The organism is Actinomadura meridiana, assembly GCF_039537545.1.
Lineage (GTDB): Bacteria > Actinomycetota > Actinomycetes > Streptosporangiales > Streptosporangiaceae > Spirillospora > Spirillospora meridiana.
In genome coordinates this window covers 379,963-400,810 of sequence record NZ_BAABAS010000003.1, presented here as the reverse complement: position 1 = coordinate 400,810, position 20,848 = coordinate 379,963, and the positions used below count along the sequence as shown (strand labels likewise).

Here is a 20,848-nt window from a genome sequence, read left to right as displayed (position 1 = left end):
ACCAGGCTAGCCCGTTCCACTGGGAGATGTGGGGTATCTGAGGTCAGTGGGTCCGGGCTCGCGGAGGCGGGCACCCCAGCGGGTCGCCGTCGCGCGGAACCGAGAGGGCCCAGCCGATCCGAACGTTGGGATTTCACGGACAATGCTGCGTTCTGCTCTTCGAGCACGAGCGTCCCCACGTCATTTGCACGGGGCGATGACTTTTCGCCGTCCGGACGGTCTGTATTGACAGTGACTCACCACCAGGATTGGAGTGCGGATGCGCCAGGCGACGGATGCGCACCGGCTGCTGGAGCGGGCGGTCGGCTTCGCGCTGACGTCCGTCCAGGCGGTCACGCCGGGCATGCTGGCGCGCCGGACGCCATGCGCGTCGTGGAACCTCGAAATGCTGTTGCTCCACCTGCGCGACTCGCTCGCGGCCCTGCACGACGGCGTGTGCCTCGGGCAAGTGGCCATGGCGCCCGAGCCGCTCGTCCCGGGCGAGGATCCGGTGTCCGCCGTGCGGGTGCGCGCCGTCCGGCTGCTCCGGACGGCGGCGGCGCCGCGTCGGGTCGAGGTCGGCGGCCGCGGCTTGGACGGGGAGTTGATGGCCGCCGCGGGCGCGGTCGAGGTGGCCGTCCACGGGTGGGACATCGCGCAGGCGTCGGGACGGCGGACGCCCATCCCGCCGACGCTGGCGGACGAACTGCTGGAGGTCTGCCCGCTGGTCGTCCCCGAGCCGGACCGGCGGCCGCTGTTCGCCGAACCTGTCGAACCGGGGCCGGACGCCGGAGCCGGTGACCGGTTGGTCGCCTTCCTCGGACGCGACCCGTTCGGCTGAAGGGATGTGCGGCTGGGCGCCGAGGTGGGGAGAATCGGACGGCTGCCCGCCCGAATTAAGGAGAGACCCGGTGAAATCGCCCGCCCCGCCCATGTCCCCCGAGGCCTACGAGATGATCATCGTCCTGATCGGGAAGGGCCAGGACATTCAGGCCATCAAGACCGTCCGGGAGATCACCGGGCTCGGGTTGAAGAAGGCCAAGGACCTTGTGGACGGCATGAAGGGCGAGGCGTTCGCCCGGGCGGTGCCGATCGACGTGCAGGCCAAGGCGCGGGCGCTGATCGCGGAGGGCAGGCCGAAGGACGCGGTCAGGCTGGTCCGCGAGGACATCGGCCTCGGGTCGAGGGCCGCCAAGGACTTCGTCGACGCCCTCATGATGGGCCGCGTCCCCACGATGCCGCTTCCGGACCGCGCGCCCGGCACGCCCATGGGCCCCGCGCCCGGCCATGCGGGCCTCGCGCCCGCGAGCGCCGTACCCACGGGCGCCACGCTCTCGGATCGGGTGCGGGCCTTCAAGTACGCGGGCGACCACGAGTCGGCGGTCGCGCTCGTTTGCGCCGAGACGGGGATGAACCGCGACGAGGCGCACCGCTTCGTCGACGCCGTGCGTTAGCGGGACATGCGGGCGGGGACGCGCGGGCACGGACACGTCCGGCATGGCACCGGAAAATCTCTCCAATCCCAGATTGAAGGGGTTATGGACGGTGTTTCGAGCCGTCCGGCCAGGGCAGGTCCGGAAAGTGTTGATCATGAACGGGCCGCCGGAGCTCGGCGTGGAGCTCGTGGGGATCGAGGCCGGGACGTCCGCCGTGACGCCGACCCTCGACCTGCGGGTCGCGCTGCGGCGGCTGGACGGCGGGCCCGTCCAGTGCGTCCTGCTCACCACGACCGTGACCATCGCGCCGTCCGGCCCGACCTGGGCAAGGGCGGGGGCGACCGTGCCGACGTTCCGGGGCCGGACGGAGGTGACGTTCGCGGTGCCGCGCGGCCACGACCGTTGGGACGGGCACGCGCCGCACGACGACGCCGTCCCCCTCGGCCTGGCGTTCGACGGCACAGTCTTCTATCCCGCCGGTGACGGAACCCGGCACACCGGGCAGGCCCCCTGGCGGCACGAGACGACCGCGCTGTTGCCCGCGCGGGCCTGGCGCGACCTGATGGTCCGCGACGGGCGCCGCGAGGTCGGGATCCTTCGGGAGGAACCGACCGCCTGAACGTGGCCGGACAGGACCGTCCGGCCGTCCGCGAACGGGACAGGGGAGGGAGTGAGAAATGAGAAAGGGAGTCCGTATGGGACCCGGCCTGCTCCGGCTGATGATCGCGCTACTGGCGTTCGCCGTGCTCGCCGTGGCCGTCAAGGAGATGCCGTCGCTGCGCCGCAGGCGCGCGGGCAGGGCCGCGAGAAGGTCCGCGTGACCGGGATTCGCGCATGACGACGATCGACCGGCAGGTGGTCGGCTATCTGAAGGACGCGCACGCGTTGCAGCAGCATGTGCAGGCCGCCCTCAGCGAGATGCTGACCACCGCGGCGAACGAACCGGAGATGTGCGGGCCGCTCGGCCATTACGCCGAGCGGTCCCGGTCCCACACGCGGGCGATCGAGGAACGGCTGCGGGCGCACGGGGCCGGGCCGTCCATCGTCCGGGACGCGGGGATGCTGTTCGCGGCGGTCGCCGAGGGAGGGCTCGGACGCAGCCGCCGCGACCCCGTGGGCAAGCACATGCGGGACGCCTACGTCGCCGTCCACCTCCAGATCGCCGCCGGGGAGATGCTGCGGCGCGTCGCCGAACGCGCCGGTGACCTGGAGACGGTGCGGGCCGCGGCCGCGATGTGCGACGACGCGCAGCTGATGTCGCGTGCCCTGTCCGACCGGTGGGACCTCGCCGTGGACATGTCGCTCAGGCAGCACGGCGTCACGGACGTCCCGCCGCCGCCGAACGCGTCCTGACCCTGCCTCGCGCGGGCGAATCTTCAGCTTGTGTTGACGTCGCCTTGCGGTTCGCCTCAGGGGGCGCGGGTACCTTCGCGGCCCATGACTTCGCAGATCAGCCGCCCGATCTTCGTTCTCGGATGTCCTCGGTCGGGAACGACGCTGTTGCAGCAGATGCTGCATTCGCACCGGCATATCGCGTTCCCGTCCGAGACGCGGTTCGTGCACACGTCATATGAGGCGCGGCACCGGTTCGGCGATCTGGAGCGTGCGGAGAACCGGCGGGCGCTCGCCGAGTGGATCACCCGGGGCGGGGACACGAAGTTCAGGGTCCTCGAACTGGACGCCGAGGACGTGATCGAGGAGATCGTGCACGGCCCGCCGACGCTCGGGTCCGCGCTGGCGATCGTCTTCCGCTCCTACGCGCGGCGGCACGGCAAGCCGCGCTGGGGCGACAAGCGTCCGAGCTACTTTCGCCGGGTGACGATGCTGCGGCGAATGTTTCCGGACGCGCAGTTCGTCCACCTCGTCCGCGACGGCCGGGACGCGGTGAGCTCCCTGATGCGGATGCCGTGGTTCACCGGCGACATCTACGCCGCCGCGCTGACCTGGCGGGAGGCGGTCGACACCGGGCGGACGCTCGCCGCCCGCCTCGGCCCCCGCACGTTCCACGAGTTCCGGTACGAGGACCTCGTCGCCGACCCCGAGGCCACGCTGGTGAAACTGTGCGCGTTCCTCGGCGAGGAGTACGACCCCGAGATGACCAGGGCGTACGAGCACGCCCGCCGGACGGTGCCGTCCAGCCGCAAATGGCACCTCCGCACACACGAGGCCCCAAACACCCGCGCCGTCGGGGCCTGGCGAGACCGTCTGCGGACCTGGGAGGGGGACCTGGTCGAACACGTCCTCGCAACGCGCCTGGTCGACCACGGCTACGAACTGGCCGGAACGCCGCGCCCAGCCGCCGCGCACCTCGCCAGATTCCACCGAACAGCAGCCCACCGCTGGCGCTCACGCCATGCCCACGCGGCCATGGACCGCCTCGCACAGACCAGAGAACCAAACCCCGTCGTCTCCCTGCTCGCAGGCCCAGCCCGGGTCTCCGGCCACCCGAACAACCCCTGACGCCCCGCCGCTCGCCCTGTGACCCGCCCCTCGCCGGTGCCCCGCGTCGCCTTGACGATCTATGGTTACGCCGTGAGGAATTGCGCGGAATGTGTGGATAGTCGAGTAGGTCGCACATGGTCGCGGAGCATCCTCTGCCGGACTCTGGCGGCGGGCGTCCTGGCGGTCGGGCTCCTGTCGGCATGCGGGCAGGGCGGGACGGAGTCGCTCGTCGACAAGTCCACGCTGGTGGTCGGGGTGCGGCCGGACCTGCCCGGTCTCGGGCTGCGCCGTCCGGACGGACAGTTCGAGGGCTTCGACATCGACGTGGCGCGCTATGTCGGCAAGCGCCTTGAGAAGAAGGTCCGGTTCGTCCCGGCGCTGGCATCGGAGCGGATACCGCTGCTGACGTCCAGACGCGCCGACATGGTGCTCGCGACCCTGTCGGTCACCCCCGAACGCAAGACCAAGATCGCCTACGCGGGCCCGTACTACATGTCGTACCAGGATGTCCTCGTCCGGTCGGACGAACGCGGGATCAAGGGCGTCCGGGACCTCAAGGGACGCAAGTTCTGCGCCGTCGAGGGAGCGGACCCGACCAAACGTCTCCTCGCGATCCACGGGATGACCGCGCAGATCGTCCCGGCCAGGGACTACGACGAGTGCATGGCCATGATCAAGGCGCGCCGGGTGGACGCCATCACGACGAACGACGTGATCCTGGCGGGCCTGATCCGGCGTGAGGGCAGCGGGTTCCGCCTGGTGAACGCCCGGATCAGCGAGCAGAACACCGGCATCGGAATCCAGCAGGGCGACCCGGACGGCTGCGAGTCCCTCAACCGCGCCATCACCAGCATGTACCAGGACGGGACGGCCGCCGCGCTGATGCGCAAATGGTTCGGCGGCACCGGACTCGACCTGTCGATCATCGAGATCCCCCAGTTCGAGGGCTGCGACTGACCCAACCCCCGCCCCCCGGGATCACGCCTGGATCGTGACCAACACCCGGCCCAACCGCTCCGCAACCCGGGAGACAGCGCGGGATGTGACAGGCCCGCAGCGCGGTTGACGCCCTCCTGGAACGCCTCCCGCAGGTCGGCGCGCGCCGTGACCAGCAGCTTCACCGCGACGGGACGCCCGAGCAGCTCGTCCCGTCCCCGCCTGGTCGCGTTGACACAGCCTGGTTGAGCCAGTTCCACCTGGGCCAGATCGTCCCATCCTGGGTCGCTTGAGCTGCCCGACCGTCAGCCGTCAGCCGTCAGTGGTCAGGCGGCGGCGGTCTGCCGTCCATGGCCAGCAGCCAGCGGGCAGCCGTCAGCGGACGGTGGTCAGGCGGCGGCGGTTAGACGGTGGCGGTGGGCGTCTTGGTGCGCCAAGCGGTCAGTAGTTCGCGGAGTCGTTCTTCGTAGCGTGCGATGTTCGTGGTCTTGATGTCCTCGTAGCCGCGGACCATGTCCGGCAACTCCGCGATCTGGACTGCGAGGTCGAGTCGATCGCCGTTGCCGAGTCCGGCGACCAGCTCGTCCACGATCTTCAGGTAGTCCGCGACCAGTCGGCGTTCGGCGCGGCGTTGTGCGGTCGCGCCGAACGGGTCGAGAGGGGTGCCGCGTAGCCGTCGCATCGCGCGCAGCACGTGGAACGCGGGGCGGGCCGTTCGGCCGAGTGCGATCTTTCGGTCGAGCCCGACCGCCCGCAGCAGCGGCGGGTGCAGCATGTAGCGCACGGTCGCCGCGCGTCCGAACTGCTCCTCTACGCGCCGTCCGAACTCGGGGTCGAGATGCAGGCGCGCGACCTCGTACTCGTCCTTGTAGGCCATCAACTTGTACAGGTTGCGCGCGACGGCGACCGCGAGACGCTCCCCGCCCCCGCCTCCGCCCGAGGCGCGCTCGGCCTCCGCGACCCGTTTCACCACGTCCAGATAGCGCCGCGCCAGCGCATTGTTCTGGTACGCGGCCAATGCGGGCAGCCGGGTCTTCAACACGCGGTCCAAACCGTCGTCCGCATCGGAAGGCGGCGCCGGTTCGGCGTCCATGTCGGGTTCGAGGACGAGTCGTCGACCCGCGCGGAACGCCTGGACGTTCGTCTCCACCTGGACGCCGTTCAGCGCGAGCGCCTCCTCGATCGCGTCCGCCGACATCGGCAGCAGCCCCGACTGGTAGGCGGCGCCGACCGCGATGAAGTTGGCCGTGGTGGTGCTGCCGAACCAACGTTCGGCGAGCCCGAGGGCGTCGAGCGCGACGAGTCGTCCGGGCGCGGTCCGGTCGGCGATCCGTCTGACCAGCGACGCGCTCGGCGGCAGCGACGCGCCCGTGTCGGTGATCATCCGTCCGGTGGGGACCTCGCTGGTCGACACGACCGCAGCGGTGCGGCCGGACGCGCAGCGGCGCAGGTTCGTTTCGGACGTTCCCGCCACCGAGTCGAACACGAGGTAGGCGTCGGCGCCGCCCGCGCCGACCATGCCGGGACGGTCCCGGCGCACGTCGCCGATCCGCAGATGCGACACCACCGCCCCCGCCTTCTGGCTCAGCCCCGTCTGGTCGAGCGCGCGGGCGTGCAGCCCGTCCAGGAGCGCGGCCATGGCCAGGACCTGGTTGACCGTCACCACCCCGGTCCCGCCGATGCCGACGAGCAGCACGTCCGCCGACCGGGGCCTGACCTCGGGCTCGGCCACCACGTCGATCTTCGGCGGCGCCGCCACGGGAGCCCGCCGCTCGCCCGGAACGACCGTGACGAACGAGGGACAGTCGCCGTCCACGCACGAATAGTCCTTGTTGCAGGACGTCTGGTTGATCTGCGTCTTGCGTCCGAACTCCGTCTCGACCGGCTCCACGCTCAGGCAGTTCGACTTCACCCCGCAGTCGCCGCAGCCCTCGCACACCGCCTCGTTGATCAGCACACGGGTCGCCGGATCCGGGACGAGTCCGCGCTTGCGTTTGCGCCGTGTCTCCGCCGCGCACGCCTGGTCGTACAGCAGCACGGTCACGCCCGGCACCTCGCGCAGCTCCCGCTGGACGGCGTCGAGATCATCGCGGTGCCGGACCCGGACGCCCGGCGCCCAGTCCATCCCGCGCGGGTAGCGGGACGGGTCGTCCGCCACCACCACGATCTTCGCGACGCCCTCGGCGTGCAGCATCCGGGTGATCGCCGCCGGATCGGAGCCGCCGTCGGCGACCTGCCCGCCCGTCATCGCCACGGCCGCGTTGTAAAGGATCTTGAACGTGATGTTGGTGCCCGCCGCGACGGCCTGCCGGACGGCGAGGCTCCCCGAATGGAAGAACGTCCCGTCCCCGAGGTTCTGGAACATGTGCCGGGTGTCGCTGAACGGCGCCGCCCCGACCCACATCGCGCCTTCGCCGCCCATTTGCGTCGTGCCGATGCTCCGGTCGGTGAACACGGTCATCACATGGCAGCCGATTCCACTCGCCGCGACCGACCCGTCCGGTACAACAGTGGACCGGTTGTGCGGGCAGCCCGAACAAAAGAAGGGAGTCCGCGCCGTAGCAAGCAGGTTCACCGCAGGCTTGCGTGGCTGAAGCACGGAATCACGCAGGTCAAGATGCTCTTTCCCAACCCGTTCGGCGAGGAAAGCGGCCAGCACCCTGACGATCCCGTCCGCGTCGAGCACCCCATCGACAGGAACAAGTCCACCCTTACCGAATACGGCAGGACGGTCATCCACCTCATACAGAACATCCCTGATCTGCGTCTCGATGAACGCCCGCTTCTCCTCCACCACCACGATCTCGCGGAGTCCGTGCGCGAACTCCCGCACCTTCCCGGCGTCCAACGGATAGATCATCGCGAGCCGCAGAAGCCGAACGCCCCGCCGCTCCAGCGCCGCGTCGTCCAGCCCCAGCCGGTCGAGGGCCTCGCGCAGCTCCAGGTAGGTCCGCCCGGTGGCGACCAGCCCGATGACCGCCTCGCCCGTCGCCCCCTCGACACGATCCAGGTCGTTCGCCGCGGCGTAGGCGGTCGCGGCCCGCAGCCGCCCCTCCAGAACCTCCCCCTCCAGAGACGTGGTGCTTTTGAGATCGACGCCCGCGCTTCGCGTAGGCCGCCACGGACGCCCCCGCCACTCGAACTCGGGAACCACCAGCCCTTTAACAGGCTCGACGTCCACGACCTCATGGGAGTCGGCGACATCGGTGACGACCTTGAACCCCGTCCAGGCCCCACTGAACCGGGACATTTCGAACCCGTACCGCCCCAGCCGCAAAACATCATTCACCGACGCGGGGACGAGCACCGGCATGAACGCCTCCGCGAGCGCGCCTTCCGTCGCCGACGGCAGTGTCGACGATTTGCAGGACGGGTCGTCGCCCACCACCGCGAGTACCCCGCCCCGCTCCGAGGTGCCGAGCCAGTTGCCGTGTTTGAAGGCGTCCAAGGAGCGGTCCACGCCGGGCGCCTTGCCGTACCAAAGCCCGAAAACACCCTCGAACTTCGGCCCCGGCAGATGCTCGACGAGCTGCGACCCGTAAACCGCCGTGGCCGCCAACTCCTCGTTCACCCCTGGCACGAACCGGATGTCATGGGCTTCCAGCAGCCGCGCGTCCCGCATCAACTGCTGGTCGAGCCCGCCCAACGGCGAACCCCGATACCCGGACACGAATCCGGCGGTCGTCCACCCGCGCCGAATGTCCGCGCGCCGCTGATCGAGCAGCAGCCGGACGAGCGCGTGCACGCCACCGATCGCGATCCGGCCTCGCTCCAGCTCCAGGCGGTCACGAATCGGGGAAGCCGTTGTGCTCATCCCCGCATTGAGCCCACCCCGTTGAGCGCGGTGCAAGATGAGACGGAAACATTTGAGCGGATTGCTCAACCAACACCGACCTCACCACCCGGAGCTGAGCACTGTGACCCGCGCAACCCTCCTCGACCTGCGGATCCTCCGCCGCCTGGTCGAACAGCCCCGCATAGGCGTCACCGAACTGGCGGCCAAACTGGGCATCGCCCGCAACACCGCCCACGCCCGAGTCGAACGCCTCGAACGTGACGGGATCATCGGACATCGCGGCCGTGAGGTCGACCTCGGCGCCCTCGGTTTCGAACTGACCGCGTTCGTCACCCTGGAAGTCGCGCAAGGACGCCTACGTGAGGCCGCCGCCGCTCTCGCCGCCATTCCCCGCGTCCTGGAGGTCTTCGGCATCACCGGCCAGGGCGACCTTCTCGTCCGCGCTGTCGCCCCGAACGGCAAACAACTCCACGAGGTGATCGACGCGATTCTGGCCTGCCCCGGCGTCCGCCGCAGCACCACGTCGATCGTCCTCACCCACCAGGTCCCGTTCCGCGTGGACCCGCTCCTAGCGGACGAGGAAGAACGGGCCCGCAACAAATAGCTCACCAGATCGGAAGCTCAAGCCCCCGCTCGTCCTTCGGCCGAGGACCATGGATGCGCCGCTCGTCCTCACGAATGGCGACGTCGTTGATGCTGGCCTCCCGACGCCGCATCAGCCCGTGCTCGTCGAACTCCCACAACTCGTTGCCGTAGCTGCGCCACCACTGCCCTTCCACGTCCCGGGACTCGTACTGGAAGCGGACGGCCATCCGATTCTCGCGAAACCCCCACAGACTCTTCCGCAGCGCGTAGTCCAACTCCCGCTCCCATTTCGCCGTCAGGAACGCGACGATCTCCTCACGCCCATTGACGACCGTGCCCCGGTTCCGCCACGTCGAGTCCGGCGTGTAGGCGAGCGCCACCCGCCGCGGATCGCGCGTGTTCCAGGCGTCCTCAGCCGCCTGCACCTTCTCCAGCGCCGTCTCCCGCGTGAACGGCGGGTATGGCGGACGATCCTCGGCCATCGAAGCCTCCCATGGAGAACGGTCGTTCTCTACCGATGTGGCCTAAGATAGAGAACGATCGTTCTCGACGTCAAGGAGCCACCCGTGCCAGGCCCGATCAGCGATGAGCGGAACCGTCTGGATCGCGAGGCACTGCTCGACGCGGCGGAGCGGCTCTTCTACGAACGAGGCGTCCAGGCCGTCGGAATGGACGAACTCCGCACCGCGTCAGGCCTGCCCCTGAAGCGGATCTACCGGTTCTTCCCGACGAAGGAAGCCCTCGTGGTCGCGATGCTCAGGCGCCGTGACCAGCGCTGGAGGAAGGCCCTGGCCGACCACGTCGAGCAGGTCCCCGACCCCCGCGACCGAGTACTGGCGATCTTCGACTGGCTCGCCGCCTGGTTCGCGGAACCCGGCTTCCGCGGCTGCGCGTGGATCAACGTCTTCGGCGAGCTGGGCTCGTCGTCCGACGCGGTACTGGCCGAGGTCCGGTCACACAAACAGGCGTTTCACGACCAGATCGCGACCTGGGTCCACGCCACCGGCCTGCCACTGGCCGAACCGGTGCGTCTCCTCGCCGAAGGAGCCATCGTGACGGCCGGGATCAGCGGCGACCCGGCCCCCGCCAACCACGCCCGCAAGGCCGCCGCGTCCCTCCTCAAGCACCCTGACCACCAGCCAAAATCGACATGCGCTCACCCCAAATCAGCCATAGACTCCTCGCTCGCGGAAACCTGAGTGAACCTTGGCTCATCCGGCCGTCCCCGCCACTACGTCTCTGGACGCGACCGCGCGCCACGCCTGACTGGCACCCGAATCGATTGGCGCCTGCTGAGGAGAATGTTCTGACGTGTTAGAGACAGACTGGACGCAGATCTCAGGACCGATTTGGTACCAGCCCGCACACGCTGCCGCAGCGATAAAGCTCTTGGCGGCTGCGGAAACTCCACGCCGGGCCGCGAAAGCAGTCGTGGATATACAGCATGTGGTGAGCAACGATCACGCGGGCACCCTGTGGCCGGCCGCCGTCCCGGCAGCGGCTGTGTTTCTCCGGGTAATCAAGGAACGGCCCGGCGAACCGCGTGATTACGCGCTGGCCGCATTGCTGGACTGGTGGGGATGCTTCAAGCCGGAGGCGGAGCACCCGACATACCTGGACCCGGTGACCGGCCCCGTCGAGGTCACTGAAGGGATCATGCGTCAGGTCCGCGAGGCGGCGCCAGCGTTGCGGCGGCTTGTCGACGATTCCGCGACAGCTAGCCGCAAGGGCATCGCCGAACTGCTGCGTTGCCTCGACAGCGGCTGGACTACCGAAGACGACTGAGACCTCCACGAAGTGACGCCCTTACGAAGTGATGCCGGTCCCATACCGGCAGGCGACGACACCGGACTTCGACTCTGTAGGGGTTCTTGCTGTCGTGGACGGCGACGATGTCGTTGATACACGCGAGTTCGACGCAGTCGCCCCACGGTCGGTCTCCGCCGAAGCCCTGCGTGGTGGGTCGGCGAAGAAAAGTGGATGCGGGAGTAAACGCGGCGTGGGCAGGATGTCTGTACTCCACGCCCGACGCGAAAGGACGTGATGACCGTGGCTCGTGCCATCACCTTGATCCGCTCCGACTCCCTCTTCGACGTCGCGGAGTACGCCTACGCGGCCACGGCACCCGCCGAGTCACGTCTGATCTTCCTCGCCGGGGCGTGCCCGCTGAACGCCGACGGCTCTACGGCAGCTGTCGGGGACTATGCGGGCTAGGCAGCGAAGGCCATCGAGAACATGCGGGTCGCCCTCACCGACTCCGGTGCGTCACTCCAGGACGTCATCAGTACAAGGGTCCTCGTCGCGTCAACCCGGCAGGAGGATCTGGGGGCTGCCTGGGAGGTGGTCCGGGACTCGTTCGGCGATCACGACGTCCCGAGCACTCTGATGGGTGTCACCGTGCTCGGCTACAAGGACCAACTCGTCGAGATCGAGGCCGTCGCCGCCGTACTCGATTCTTGAGACCCGCCGATATCACCTGGCGGCCGAGCATGGCCGTGGGCCGGAAGAGGCTCTGGCAACGATGAACCTGCCTCTGTGAGCGTTGCCGCCCTTCGGCTCATTACATGAACCGCCGGTCGACTGGATTGAATGACACAACGACTGGCTTCAGCGTCGAAGGACACGCGCGCAGGCGACCCTTGGAATCAATCATCCAGGTCACGAGCTGGTGCATAGTCCACGATGACTTCGGTGGTGAGTACGAGTAGCCGTAGCCGGGCTGGTGAGATCCGGGTTGTGCGGCGATTGTGGTGTGGATGGGGTTTCGGTAGGCAGCAATAACGCTTGTTTCGGGTGACCGAATTGGCGCATCTTCATGATGGACGGGGCCAGATGTGGCACCCCGTTCAGCGCTTCCTCATGGTACTTGGTGCAGGGATTCTACGGCTCTCGTGTCCTGGGCCAGCGAATAGTGTGGTCACGCTTTCGTCGCAGGGGAGGCGGGCGGCATTGAGCTGCCACTATCGTTCCCGTAGTCTTCCGGATCGCCTCGGGCTAGCGTCGGATGCGGGACGATTTGGGCGGGGCACGGGGGCACAGGGCAAGGAGGTCGGGGTGGCCGAAGAAGATCAAGAGTCCGGGATCCGCCATTACATCCTGGCGTTCATGCTGGCCGCCTTCATCGGCCTGTGCACCGTCCTGGGCGAGGCTCTTGTGCCGAATGACCTGCCGCCCGACGGGATGGTGGGCTGGCTGGTCTTCCTCGGCACGGTGATCCTTTTCACCCTGGTGTTCGCGTTCACCGCCGTCGCCGCCGGATTCCTTGATCGGATCGCGACTTCGATTCCGGGTCTCCAGTGGCGGCCCTGGAGAGATCGGCTACCCAAAATCACGCTGGCGGTGGTCCTGCTGGGGGCGGTCGTGGCGGTGGTGTGGATCTTCGCTGATCCGAGCAAGCTCATCAAGGACCAGAGGGTCGGAGGGCTGGATCTGGCGGGCTACTGCCGGACCTACGGATTCACCACGAACGATGCCGACGCCTGTTCCTGGAACATAGCTCTGAACCAGGCCTGCGACTGGCAGTACCAGAAGACGGGCCTCAGGCTGGTCATGAATTCGGGGCCCTACAGTGGGGTATGCCAGGAGTCCAAGAAACCTCTTGGTGGGATCAGGGACATGCGCGGCTTCTGTCGAAACCGGTTCCCGACCAGCACAGATGTCAACGCGAACGTAAACGGGCAACAGACGTGGGTCTGCAAGGTGAAACTTGATCTGAGTCTCGCCTGTGGCTGGCAGTATCAGAAGCGCGATATCGAAGCTCGTAAAGAGGGCGGACTCTGGTACTGCTACCGGTAGAGGAGGCTCGCCCATCTCAGCTATTGCTGCGGAAATGTGGATTGGTTCGGCAGTGACAGAAATGATCCCCTCTCGGCAAGAGGGGATCATTTCATTTTCGACGTCAGGCGTTCTTGATGCTTTGGGTGAGGTGGTGGAGTTGGTGGGGGGTGAGGAGGAGCTTGGGTCCGTGGGGGTTCTTGCTGTCGCGGATGGCGACGGTGTCATTGATGCGTGCGAGTTCGACGCAGTCGCCGCCGTTGTTTGAGCTGCGGCTGGACTTGCGCCACCTGGCGGTGCTCAGGTCCATTTTTCCTTTGCCACCTTTGCTATCAGGTCGAGGGACTGGTCCACAGGGTAGGCGGCCGACTGAATGGACGCGAACAGCTCAGTGAGTCGTTTGGTTTCGAGCCGGTCGGTGGTCGTGTCGCCATTGAACGCGTTGTCTTTGTACCCTACCTCCGTCCCATCCGGAAGCGTCCCGATGGCGAAGGCCCCACCGATGCCCTCATGAAGGCGGAGCGGGACGATCTGGACGCGGGTGAGGCGGGAGGAGACGACCAGGAGGTGGTTGAGCTGGTCGCGCATCACCTGGGGGTCCATGGTGCCGCGATGGAGGACGCTCTCGTCCATCACGTACATCAGGTGCGGTGGTGTTGGCCTCTTGAGGATCTCCTGTCGGGCGAGACGGGCCTCGATGGCGGCTTCGTCATCGTCGAGAAGGTGGGCGGCGTAGGCGGGGGTTTGGAGCAGACCGGGGACGACCAGAGGCTGGTAGCTCCGGATGGCGTCGAACGTCGGCTCTTGGGTGGCCCAGTCTGTGAACCACTCGGGGACGACGTTGGTGCCCTTGAACAGGCCGTCCCAGAGGTGGGTGAGGGCCTCGCGGGTATCGAGGACGCGGTCGGCGTGGATGGCGAGGAGCCGGTTGGGGCGTGTCTCGCCGCGCTCGACGGAACTGATCGTGCTCTTGCCGTAGGGGGCGATCTCCTGGATGAGCTCGCAGAACGCGGCGATGCTCAGCTCCGCGGCCTCACGGTAGCGGCGCAGTTCGGAGCCGAAGAGCGCGTTCGGCGAATCCCAGGGGCGTAGGTCGTTCGGGCGCTGGCCCATCATCCCTCCCTTTGTGAATGACCGGCAATGACCTCTTCATGACCGGCGTTCGCCGTGAAGGAAAAGATCATGACCACTCATCGTGGCTTTCTCAATGCATAGCGTGACACAAGGGCGATGATTCGACCACCGGATTTCGCGTGAAGAAGAATCTGGGGGTCTTTTCATGATCGAAACACGTTGGGCTGTAGGGGCGATCTCACTCGAATCCTCCGAACGCGCACCGGCAATAGCGCGGAACTGGCTCGGCAGGGTTTTTCGTAAGCGGTTGCTTGGCGACGACTACGTCGGACGGGTTGTCGTCACGGAATTGGTGACGAACGTCCTCAAGCACACCAAAACGGAAACATTTGTGGTGCGGCTTCTGCTGGACGGGGGGTGTCCGGTGGTGGAGGTGGAGGACGGGTCCGACCAGGTACCGGTCGTGCGGGATGAGGGTGACACGGCGGAGTCGGGGCGGGGGCTGCTCATGATGTCGATGCTCGTCCAGGACTGGGGCGTCCGGCCGCTGGCCAATGGCGGGAAGGTGACGTGGGCGCGGCTCGACAAGTGAAGGTGGCGCGTTGGTCCGGCGCGATGAGGTGGTGGCGTGTCCGGCATGGGCACGCCACCGCGGAATGGTATTTGGATGTACTGGCCCATGCGATGCGTGAGCGTGGTTGGTCGCATCTCAAGGTCTACGTAGAGTCGCCCCCAGCGGTGTGGGTTTTTTGCAAGGGCGCGGAGGACGCCGCACTGTGCGTCACGGCGAAAAGGGTCGGTGGACGGTGGGTCTACCAAGTTTGGCCGTCCATCCACTACCCGTGTTACGCGGCCGTCCAAGTGGCGAACGTTCTTGATGACGTTCTGCGGGATCGCATGGACAGGACCAAGCCGCGCGCAGGCGTCAGGTGAGGCGGGCTCGGAGGAGGCAGAATTCGTTGCCCTCCGGGTCGGCCAGGACGTGCCAGCTCTCTTCGCCGGTCTGTCCGACGTCGGCCGGGCGGGCGCCGATGTCCAGCAGGCGCTGGAGTTCGGCGTCCTGGTCCCGGTCGGTGGGGTTGACGTCGATGTGCAGCGGAAGCTTGCCCGGCCTGGGATCGGTGCTGAGACTGAAGAGCAGGGTCGGCTGCGGGCCGCCGAAGCCCTCCGGCGGCCCGATCTCCACGGAGCCGTCGTCCTCGGTCCCCACGACGCTGAACCCCAGAACTTCGCCCCAGAACGCCGCGAGCGTCTGCGGGTCCCGGCAATCAATGACCAGTTCGGAAATGCGACATGCCATGATCAACACTCTAGGCCCGCCGGGCGCGGCCTAGCCTTCGGGGTAGAAGAGGAACAGGGTGCAGCCGGTCGTCGTCTGCGGGATGTGGGACGAACCGGCGGGGGCGTGGATGAAGGAGCCCGCCGGGTAGTCCCGTTCGCCGTCGTTGAAGGTCCCGGATACCACGAAGACCTCCTCGGGGCCCGGCTCATGGACGTCGATCCCCTCCCAGTGAGTGTTCGCGTCCATTTCCAGTACGTGCGCCTTGGCGCCGTTGTCGCCGCTCCAGAGCGGGCGTAGGCGGATGCCAGGAAACAGCTCACGGACAGGGGCGTCCTGGACGGCGGACCATGCGTAGGCGGTGTGAGTCGACATAAGACCAGCCTGGCGGGCGACGGGTATCGCTGCCGAGTGTCAAGAAAGACATCATGCGGTACTTTTCTGACATGCATCAGGTGGTGGCACTGGTTCGTCCGCCGCAGTCGACCTTCGAACTCGCCTGCGCGGCCCAGGTGTTCGGTGTCGAGCGGTCAGGGCTTCACACGCGGTACGGGTTCAGCGTGTGCTCCGAGCGTCCAGGGGTCGTCGGGACGCTCGCCGGATACGACATGCTCGTGGCCGATGGGCTGGACGCGCTCGACCGCGCGGACACCGTGGTCATTCCGGGCTGGTTGCCGACCGGAGATCCACCCTCGGACGCCGTCGTCCAAGGACTGCGAGAGGCGCATTCTCGTGGGGCCCGGGTGGTCAGCATCTGTTCCGGTGCCTTCGCGCTGGCACACGCCGGTCTACTGGACGGTCGTCGCGCGACCACCCACTGGGCACAGGTGGATGACTTCGCCGCACGCTTCCCGAATATCCAGGTCGAGCCAGACGTCCTGTACGTGGACCACGGCGACGTCGCCACCAGCGCAGGCGCCGGAGCGGGCTTCGACCTGTGCATGCACCTGGTCCGAGCCGACCAGGGCGCCCGATACGCGGCGCACATCGCACGGACCATGGTCATGCCGCCCCACCGCGAGGGCGGCCAGGCGCAGTACTTCGCGTCCCCGGGCCCCGCCCAGATCGACGGCACGCTCGCCCCACTGCTGGAGTGGATCATCAAGAGGCTCGGCGACCCGGTGACCATCGACGACATCGCCGCCCACGTGGGCGTCTCCGGTCGCACCCTGGCCCGACGTTTCGCCGAGCAACTAGGCACCAGCCCGGGCCAATGGCTACTCGCCCAACGGATCACCGCGGCCCGCGACGTCCTGGAATCGTCCGACCTGCCCCTGGACGCGGTCGCCCGACGTGTCGGACTCTCCTCCGCCACCAACCTCCGCAGACGCTTCCTCGACGCCCTCGGCACAACCCCCGGCGCCTACCGCCGCACATTCCGCGCCGAGCCCTCGGAACCCCCAACGGTCCCGACACGCGCCAGACCATGAGCAGCCCAACGTCGCCCTCAGCCGGGACGCAACCAATGAGCGCCGTCATCCCCGCTAACCGCCTCCGGCAGGCCCACGCAGGCGGCGGGCGGTGGAGACCACCTGGGTGACTGCCCTGATGATCCGTTCTCGTTGCCGCTGACGTGGTTGCGGCTCGACCGCGGCGCGCCTGTCGGCAGATAGCGTCGCGAAGCCTGGGAAACGCACCGGCGCCCGCCCTTGGCATGTGCGGCAAGTGATCAGCAGAAATTCCCGCCACCTGCACCGGAAGGTCCGTGCAGGGCCGTTCGCCGCCAATCTCATCGATCATCCTGTGGATCTGATTCAGCATGCCTTAGGGTGGCTAACAGTCCAGTCGGCGTCGTTGTTAGGAATCTTGACGGAATGACCAAGTTACCGGAATCTCCGGAAGATGCTCTCGAACGTCTCGCCACGGACGCGCAGCAGCGGATACGCGAATACCAGCAGCTTCGCGACGATCTGAGCGAAATGACCGGCACTGCGCAGTCCGATGACCATTCGGTCACAGTTACGGTCGCGCCCGGCGGGTCGGTCACCGACATCACACTGACCGACCGGGCGCTGCGGCACGGCCCCCAGCGGCTGTCCGGGTTGCTCATGGCGACGATCGCGCAGGCGAGCGCGGACGTCGCGCAGCGAATGGCCGAGCGGGTCCAGCCGCTGGCCCCGTCCGTCGACGTCATCGGGATGGTGCGGGCGCAACTGCCCGACCTGTCCGGCACCGACGACACGTCCGGGAAGGGCGGCCGATGAGCCAGGGCGGCGGTGGAACCGAGACCCGGCACGACCCCCAGCGGCTACTGACCGCGGCGACGCACCTGGACGCCTTCAGTGACAAGGCGAAGAGCATCAAAGCCTCCGCCGACGCGGCGAAATCCGTCAGCGGCCACGAGTGGGGAGCCGTCGGTATCGCGTTCTCGGTGAACTACAAGGAGACCGCCGAGAGTGTCTGTGACCACATCGACATGATCGCCAAGTTCCTCGCGGACGCGGAGAAGGCGATGACCCAGACCGCGCGCACCTACGCCGCAGCGAACGAGGCGATCCTCGGCAAGCTCCGGAAGCTTGAGCAGGACCTACCCGAACCACTCGTCATGGGTCCCGCCTAGCCCGGCGTCCACCCAGTCTCAGAAAGGATCCATCGCATGGGGCATGAGTTATTTGGCGACAACGCGTTTAAGACGGCCATAAAGAACACCCCAATTGCAGGGCAGTTAACAAACGGCTTCGAGCACCTCGGGCAGGGCGACTATGCCTCAATCGGCGCGGACATCGCTGACCTCGGTGTCACGGGCATGTTCACGTACCTGGATCCGCTCGGTGCGCTGATCGGCGCCGGGGTCGGTTTCCTCATCGACTGGATCAAGCCGCTGCATGACATGTTGACCTGGGTGACCGGGGACGCCGACGCCATCGGCGACCACCGCAAGCAATGGCAGGCGGCCCAGAAGGACCTGGTGAAGCTGGCCGACGAGATGAGTTCGACCCTCCAGACCGACCTCGCCACCTGGGCGGGGCCGGCCAGCACCGCCGCCAAGCAACGGCTCGACGCATTCATCGAGGGGACCCGCGACACGGCCAACGAGATCGGGAACATCGAGGCCATCCTCGCGCTCAGCGCGGCGCTGATGGACACGGCGATGTCGGCCATCAAGGACCTGATCTCGCAGTTCGTGGAATGGTTGATCATCACCTGGCTGGCCGCGCAGGCGGCGGCGATCCCGACGCTGGGCGCCTCGGAGGCGGCAGCGGGAGCCGCAACCGCCGGAGAGGCGGCGGTCGCCACCTCGCGCGGCGCCCGGATCATGCAGAAGGTCATGGCGATCATCCGTAAGCTCCAGGCCGTCCTCGCCAAGGTCATGAAGGCACTCAAGGACATGAAGGCCAAGTCCTTCTGGAAGCTCACGGGCAAAGGCGGTAACACCGCTCTCGGGCCGGGCGGGATCGGCCGGGGGCTTGTGGAGAGCGGCCGCGAAGCCCGTACCGCGCTGGGCGGACGTAACGGAGCCCCACTTCCATTTAAGAAAGCCTACGACTGGCATGCACCTGTCGCCGCCAGCGGTATCAAAGGCGCGGGCGGCGTTGCTCAGGGGGGAGAGGACGACCCCAGTCACGTCCCGACCACCGAAGAGATTACCCAGAAACTCAACACCCGGCCCGGCCCCTGAGACGCGGAGATCTGCCGCCTCTGACAGGCTCAGTTCGACTGGGGGCGGACCGCCGTCGCAGTCAGACGGAGGAGACGCGACAGGGCGACTTGCATGGCGATGTAGGCGGCGAAGACGAGTGGGACCACCAGCAACAGCAGGAAGAAGGAGTGCCGGGATGTCCCCATCTCCACGGCGATGTAGCTGGTCGTGCCCTTGGCTCCCGGGGTCTTACGGATTTCGTAGACGATTCTACCGTGCGGGGGTCTGAACGCCTTGAGCGTGTCGACCTGATAGATGCCCGTGTCGATCGGCTTGCCGTTCGCGTCTTCGAGATCACACCGGTACATAACCCAGCCCGTCAGCGGATTTCTGCTGCATGTGTGGACGGTAGCGAGGCCCGTGGTCACGGTCTCCCTACCATTGTTCAGCAGCGCCATCCCACCGAAGCCGATCTCCATTGCCAGCAGGATGCCCGGGACCGCGCAGATCACCTTAACGATCTTCGATGGCCGCTCTAAGTGACGCGCGATTCGGCGGCGACTCTTTGCATTCCAGAGCTTCATGGCGTGGTCGATCTCCTCGTTTCGGCCCATGCGATGGCCGGGCATGCGACTGCTCACCCGACCCGGGATGAAGAATACGGAGCGAGTGTACTCGGGGAAACTGAAACATAAAGAGGCTTGCCGGTTCATTAGTTTAGGGTGCCGCTTCAGGGCGTGGCGAGGCTAGAGCGGCGGCCAGCTTGCAGGAGTCAGCGCCGCCTTTCTGGGGGGCTTCGCCTCGGGGAGGAGAGGGCGACAGCAGAACTGAACACTCGGTTCGTTCTTTAGGGGTCCGGCTGCGAGGTGGAGTGTGGTCGGATGGCTCGCGCGGCGAGCCTTGGTAGGCGCAGGAGCGGGATGAACACAGCGAAGAAGGACGCGAACGAGACCGAAACCACCGCCACCGCTTGCACCAGCACCGAATGCCTCGGCGTCCCCGCCTTGACCGTCACATAGCCCCGTCCTGCCTTACTTCTGCCGGTCTCGCGGATCTCGAAGTCGATCGAGCCACGGAGACGGGTGAAGGTCTTGACCTGACCGGCCCTGGGGAGCGTCGAACCGATGGGGGTGTCGTCGACGCCTTCCAGATTGCAGCGGTACATGAGCCAGCCGGTCGCCAGGTCTCTTGTGCACGTGCGAACGATGGCCGTGCCCCCGGTGATCGTTTCCCTGCCGTTGTTTAGCAGTGCGAGGCTGGCCATTCCTGCTTCCAGCATGAAGACGAAGGCGGGGATTGCGCAGATGATCTTGATGGCCTTCGGGGGACGCTCCAGGAGGAGGGTTAATCGGCGGCGTCGGCGGGTACGTTTCCGTGCGTTCTGTTTCCCGTTCATGATGGCTCAGCTTTCGGGTTTGAGGCTGCCGTCGGGAGGCGGCTTCAACTCGCTTGCTTGGCGTGGGACGAGGCGAGCTTACAGACTGCTTCCTCTTTCGCAAAATGTGCGGTTTGTCCATGGAAAAATGCCATTAGCTGATGAGTTGGGATCTGGTCGGGACGGGACGAGCTGTTGCGGCGGCCGCCATGACTTGGAGGGATCCGACGGCTTGGCTTCTGGTCCGTCTGGTTCAGGGGGCATGCGGCTCGGGGGGCGGCTTGGTGCGATCAGTGCGAGGACGGGCCGTTCGCGTCGAGGCCCATGAGGTGTGGACGGTGGTCGACGCAGCTCGGGGTGGGCCGTGGCATCTGGGTCTAGGGGCGCTCTTGCTAGGGCACGTGCTGATCTTCTGGCTGTGGGCTCGTCCGGCCGGGGGGCGGGTGGGTGCGCCGGGGATGTGTGCACCGCGATGTTCAGGTGCCAGGTCGCCGCCGTCCGGCGTGGGCGTGGGGCTGCTGCTTGGGGTGCTGGGTGCAGCGCTGCCTTGGCTGGCGTTGAGGGGGCCTGGTGGGGGGTGATGGGGGTTTTG

Annotated in this window: 24 protein-coding genes and 1 pseudogene; 17 read left to right on the top strand and 8 right to left on the bottom strand. The window is 67.2% G+C overall.

The window, feature by feature from the left end:
• The first annotated feature begins 259 nt into the window (after nt 1–259).
• The 7 genes from ABD808_RS03315 (at nt 260) to ABD808_RS03285 (ending at nt 4,814) form a co-directional block, all read left to right on the top strand.
• Complete coding sequence (locus ABD808_RS03315) at nt 260–820, top strand: TIGR03086 family metal-binding protein (protein WP_344889380.1); 561 nt, start codon at nt 260–262, stop codon at nt 818–820.
• Nucleotides 821–890: 70 nt separating this feature from the next.
• Nucleotides 891–1,433: a ribosomal protein L7/L12 gene (locus ABD808_RS38430; protein WP_425548878.1), complete on the top strand. Its 543-nt coding sequence runs from the start codon at nt 891–893 to the stop codon at nt 1,431–1,433.
• Between the two features lie 136 nt (nt 1,434–1,569).
• Nucleotides 1,570–2,034: a DUF6084 family protein gene (locus ABD808_RS03305; RefSeq protein WP_344889377.1), complete on the top strand. Its 465-nt coding sequence runs from the start codon at nt 1,570–1,572 to the stop codon at nt 2,032–2,034.
• Nucleotides 2,035–2,092: 58 nt separating this feature from the next.
• Nucleotides 2,093–2,236 carry a hypothetical protein gene (locus tag ABD808_RS03300; protein ID WP_344889374.1) on the top strand — a complete coding sequence of 48 codons (144 nt, stop codon included), beginning with the start codon at nt 2,093–2,095 and terminating at the stop codon, nt 2,234–2,236.
• 13 nt (nt 2,237–2,249) lie between these two features.
• Nucleotides 2,250–2,768, top strand: a complete 519-nt coding sequence (locus ABD808_RS03295; protein WP_344889371.1) for a DUF892 family protein — start codon at nt 2,250–2,252, stop codon at nt 2,766–2,768.
• Nucleotides 2,769–2,852: 84 nt separating this feature from the next.
• The gene (locus ABD808_RS03290) at nt 2,853–3,875 is read left to right on the top strand and encodes a sulfotransferase family protein (protein WP_344889369.1); all 1,023 of its coding nucleotides are present in this window, start codon (nt 2,853–2,855) and stop codon (nt 3,873–3,875) included.
• Nucleotides 3,876–3,968: 93 nt separating this feature from the next.
• On the top strand, nt 3,969–4,814 hold the full coding sequence (locus ABD808_RS03285; protein WP_344889366.1) for a transporter substrate-binding domain-containing protein: 846 nt from the start codon (nt 3,969–3,971) through the stop codon (nt 4,812–4,814).
• Between the two features lie 382 nt (nt 4,815–5,196).
• Here ABD808_RS03285 and ABD808_RS03280 read toward each other — a convergent pair whose 3' ends face one another.
• On the bottom strand, nt 5,197–8,607 hold the full coding sequence (locus tag ABD808_RS03280) for an indolepyruvate ferredoxin oxidoreductase family protein (RefSeq protein WP_344889363.1): 3,411 nt from the start codon (nt 8,605–8,607) through the stop codon (nt 5,197–5,199).
• A gap of 103 nt (nt 8,608–8,710) precedes the next feature.
• Between ABD808_RS03280 and ABD808_RS03275 the strand changes: the two genes are divergently transcribed.
• Nucleotides 8,711–9,193, top strand: coding sequence for an Lrp/AsnC family transcriptional regulator (locus tag ABD808_RS03275; RefSeq protein WP_344889360.1), 483 nt, complete (start codon nt 8,711–8,713; stop codon nt 9,191–9,193).
• A 1-nt stretch (nt 9,194) separates the two neighbouring features.
• Here ABD808_RS03275 and ABD808_RS03270 read toward each other — a convergent pair whose 3' ends face one another.
• The gene (locus tag ABD808_RS03270; RefSeq protein WP_344889358.1) at nt 9,195–9,656 is read right to left on the bottom strand and encodes a nuclear transport factor 2 family protein; all 462 of its coding nucleotides are present in this window, start codon (nt 9,654–9,656) and stop codon (nt 9,195–9,197) included.
• A gap of 84 nt (nt 9,657–9,740) precedes the next feature.
• On the opposite strand from ABD808_RS03270, the gene ABD808_RS03265 reads away from it, so the two are divergent.
• From ABD808_RS03265 to ABD808_RS03250, 4 genes and pseudogenes are all read left to right on the top strand, one after another.
• Nucleotides 9,741–10,373, top strand: a complete 633-nt coding sequence (locus ABD808_RS03265; RefSeq protein WP_344889355.1) for a TetR/AcrR family transcriptional regulator — start codon at nt 9,741–9,743, stop codon at nt 10,371–10,373.
• Nucleotides 10,374–10,623: 250 nt separating this feature from the next.
• Nucleotides 10,624–10,959, top strand: a complete 336-nt coding sequence (locus ABD808_RS03260) for a hypothetical protein (RefSeq protein WP_344889352.1) — start codon at nt 10,624–10,626, stop codon at nt 10,957–10,959.
• A 258-nt stretch (nt 10,960–11,217) separates the two neighbouring features.
• Nucleotides 11,218–11,634, top strand: a pseudogene (locus ABD808_RS03255) (RidA family protein).
• Between the two features lie 594 nt (nt 11,635–12,228).
• Nucleotides 12,229–12,969, top strand: coding sequence for a hypothetical protein (locus tag ABD808_RS03250; protein WP_344889349.1), 741 nt, complete (start codon nt 12,229–12,231; stop codon nt 12,967–12,969).
• A 103-nt stretch (nt 12,970–13,072) separates the two neighbouring features.
• On the opposite strand, the gene ABD808_RS03245 is transcribed toward ABD808_RS03250, so the two are convergent.
• Both ABD808_RS03245 and ABD808_RS03240 read right to left on the bottom strand, forming a co-directional pair.
• Nucleotides 13,073–13,258: a DUF397 domain-containing protein gene (locus ABD808_RS03245; RefSeq protein WP_344889346.1), complete on the bottom strand. Its 186-nt coding sequence runs from the start codon at nt 13,256–13,258 to the stop codon at nt 13,073–13,075.
• A complete protein-coding gene (locus ABD808_RS03240; protein ID WP_344889343.1) occupies nt 13,249–14,064 on the bottom strand; it encodes a helix-turn-helix domain-containing protein in 816 nt (271 codons plus the stop codon). The genes ABD808_RS03245 and ABD808_RS03240 overlap by 10 nt, the downstream gene beginning before the upstream one ends.
• Nucleotides 14,065–14,227: 163 nt before the next feature.
• Between ABD808_RS03240 and ABD808_RS03235 the strand changes: the two genes are divergently transcribed.
• On the top strand, nt 14,228–14,614 hold the full coding sequence (locus tag ABD808_RS03235) for an ATP-binding protein (protein WP_344889340.1): 387 nt from the start codon (nt 14,228–14,230) through the stop codon (nt 14,612–14,614).
• Between the two features lie 333 nt (nt 14,615–14,947).
• Here ABD808_RS03235 and ABD808_RS03230 read toward each other — a convergent pair whose 3' ends face one another.
• Both ABD808_RS03230 and ABD808_RS03225 read right to left on the bottom strand, forming a co-directional pair.
• Nucleotides 14,948–15,322 (bottom strand): VOC family protein, encoded by a 375-nt coding sequence (locus tag ABD808_RS03230; protein WP_344889337.1) that lies wholly within the window; start codon nt 15,320–15,322, stop codon nt 14,948–14,950.
• A gap of 30 nt (nt 15,323–15,352) precedes the next feature.
• The gene (locus ABD808_RS03225) at nt 15,353–15,676 is read right to left on the bottom strand and encodes a cupin domain-containing protein (RefSeq protein ID WP_344889334.1); all 324 of its coding nucleotides are present in this window, start codon (nt 15,674–15,676) and stop codon (nt 15,353–15,355) included.
• A 71-nt stretch (nt 15,677–15,747) separates the two neighbouring features.
• Between ABD808_RS03225 and ABD808_RS03220 the strand changes: the two genes are divergently transcribed.
• The 4 genes from ABD808_RS03220 to ABD808_RS03205 all read left to right on the top strand — a co-directional run bounded on the left by ABD808_RS03220 (nt 15,748) and on the right by ABD808_RS03205 (nt 18,920).
• Nucleotides 15,748–16,731, top strand: a complete 984-nt coding sequence (locus ABD808_RS03220) for a GlxA family transcriptional regulator (RefSeq protein WP_344889331.1) — start codon at nt 15,748–15,750, stop codon at nt 16,729–16,731.
• Nucleotides 16,732–17,115: 384 nt separating this feature from the next.
• Nucleotides 17,116–17,505: a YbaB/EbfC family nucleoid-associated protein gene (locus ABD808_RS03215; RefSeq protein WP_344889328.1), complete on the top strand. Its 390-nt coding sequence runs from the start codon at nt 17,116–17,118 to the stop codon at nt 17,503–17,505.
• The gene (locus ABD808_RS03210) at nt 17,502–17,861 is read left to right on the top strand and encodes a hypothetical protein (RefSeq protein ID WP_344889325.1); all 360 of its coding nucleotides are present in this window, start codon (nt 17,502–17,504) and stop codon (nt 17,859–17,861) included. The genes ABD808_RS03215 and ABD808_RS03210 overlap by 4 nt, the downstream gene beginning before the upstream one ends.
• A 36-nt stretch (nt 17,862–17,897) precedes the next feature.
• On the top strand, nt 17,898–18,920 hold the full coding sequence (locus tag ABD808_RS03205) for a WXG100 family type VII secretion target (RefSeq protein WP_344889322.1): 1,023 nt from the start codon (nt 17,898–17,900) through the stop codon (nt 18,918–18,920).
• 29 nt (nt 18,921–18,949) lie between these two features.
• Here ABD808_RS03205 and ABD808_RS03200 read toward each other — a convergent pair whose 3' ends face one another.
• Nucleotides 18,950–19,522, bottom strand: coding sequence for a hypothetical protein (locus ABD808_RS03200; RefSeq protein WP_344889319.1), 573 nt, complete (start codon nt 19,520–19,522; stop codon nt 18,950–18,952).
• A 206-nt stretch (nt 19,523–19,728) separates the two neighbouring features.
• Nucleotides 19,729–20,277: a hypothetical protein gene (locus ABD808_RS03195; protein WP_344889316.1), complete on the bottom strand. Its 549-nt coding sequence runs from the start codon at nt 20,275–20,277 to the stop codon at nt 19,729–19,731.
• Nucleotides 20,278–20,848 lie beyond the last annotated feature (571 nt).

What these genes read in the sequence shown, in the direction of transcription:
- ABD808_RS03210 (WP_344889325.1), top strand. Translation starts at nt 17,502, where the DNA reads ATGAGCCAGGGCGGCGGTGGAACCGAGACCCGGCACGACCCCCAGCGG.
- ABD808_RS03215 (WP_344889328.1), top strand. Translation starts at nt 17,116, where the DNA reads ATGACCAAGTTACCGGAATCTCCGGAAGATGCTCTCGAACGTCTCGCC.
- ABD808_RS03225 (WP_344889334.1), bottom strand. Translation starts at nt 15,676, where the DNA reads ATGTCGACTCACACCGCCTACGCATGGTCCGCCGTCCAGGACGCCCCT.
- ABD808_RS03270 (WP_344889358.1), bottom strand. Translation starts at nt 9,656, where the DNA reads ATGGCCGAGGATCGTCCGCCATACCCGCCGTTCACGCGGGAGACGGCG.
- ABD808_RS03205 (WP_344889322.1), top strand. Translation starts at nt 17,898, where the DNA reads ATGGGGCATGAGTTATTTGGCGACAACGCGTTTAAGACGGCCATAAAG.
- ABD808_RS03315 (WP_344889380.1), top strand. Translation starts at nt 260, where the DNA reads ATGCGCCAGGCGACGGATGCGCACCGGCTGCTGGAGCGGGCGGTCGGC.
- ABD808_RS03295 (WP_344889371.1), top strand. Translation starts at nt 2,250, where the DNA reads ATGACGACGATCGACCGGCAGGTGGTCGGCTATCTGAAGGACGCGCAC.
- ABD808_RS03240 (WP_344889343.1), bottom strand. Translation starts at nt 14,064, where the DNA reads ATGATGGGCCAGCGCCCGAACGACCTACGCCCCTGGGATTCGCCGAAC.
- ABD808_RS03220 (WP_344889331.1), top strand. Translation starts at nt 15,748, where the DNA reads ATGCATCAGGTGGTGGCACTGGTTCGTCCGCCGCAGTCGACCTTCGAA.
- ABD808_RS03290 (WP_344889369.1), top strand. Translation starts at nt 2,853, where the DNA reads ATGACTTCGCAGATCAGCCGCCCGATCTTCGTTCTCGGATGTCCTCGG.
- ABD808_RS03235 (WP_344889340.1), top strand. Translation starts at nt 14,228, where the DNA reads ATGATCGAAACACGTTGGGCTGTAGGGGCGATCTCACTCGAATCCTCC.
- ABD808_RS03245 (WP_344889346.1), bottom strand. Translation starts at nt 13,258, where the DNA reads ATGGACCTGAGCACCGCCAGGTGGCGCAAGTCCAGCCGCAGCTCAAAC.
- ABD808_RS03305 (WP_344889377.1), top strand. Translation starts at nt 1,570, where the DNA reads ATGAACGGGCCGCCGGAGCTCGGCGTGGAGCTCGTGGGGATCGAGGCC.
- ABD808_RS03230 (WP_344889337.1), bottom strand. Translation starts at nt 15,322, where the DNA reads ATGGCATGTCGCATTTCCGAACTGGTCATTGATTGCCGGGACCCGCAG.
- ABD808_RS03280 (WP_344889363.1), bottom strand. Translation starts at nt 8,607, where the DNA reads ATGAGCACAACGGCTTCCCCGATTCGTGACCGCCTGGAGCTGGAGCGA.
- ABD808_RS03300 (WP_344889374.1), top strand. Translation starts at nt 2,093, where the DNA reads ATGAGAAAGGGAGTCCGTATGGGACCCGGCCTGCTCCGGCTGATGATC.
- ABD808_RS03195 (WP_344889316.1), bottom strand. Translation starts at nt 20,277, where the DNA reads ATGAACGGGAAACAGAACGCACGGAAACGTACCCGCCGACGCCGCCGA.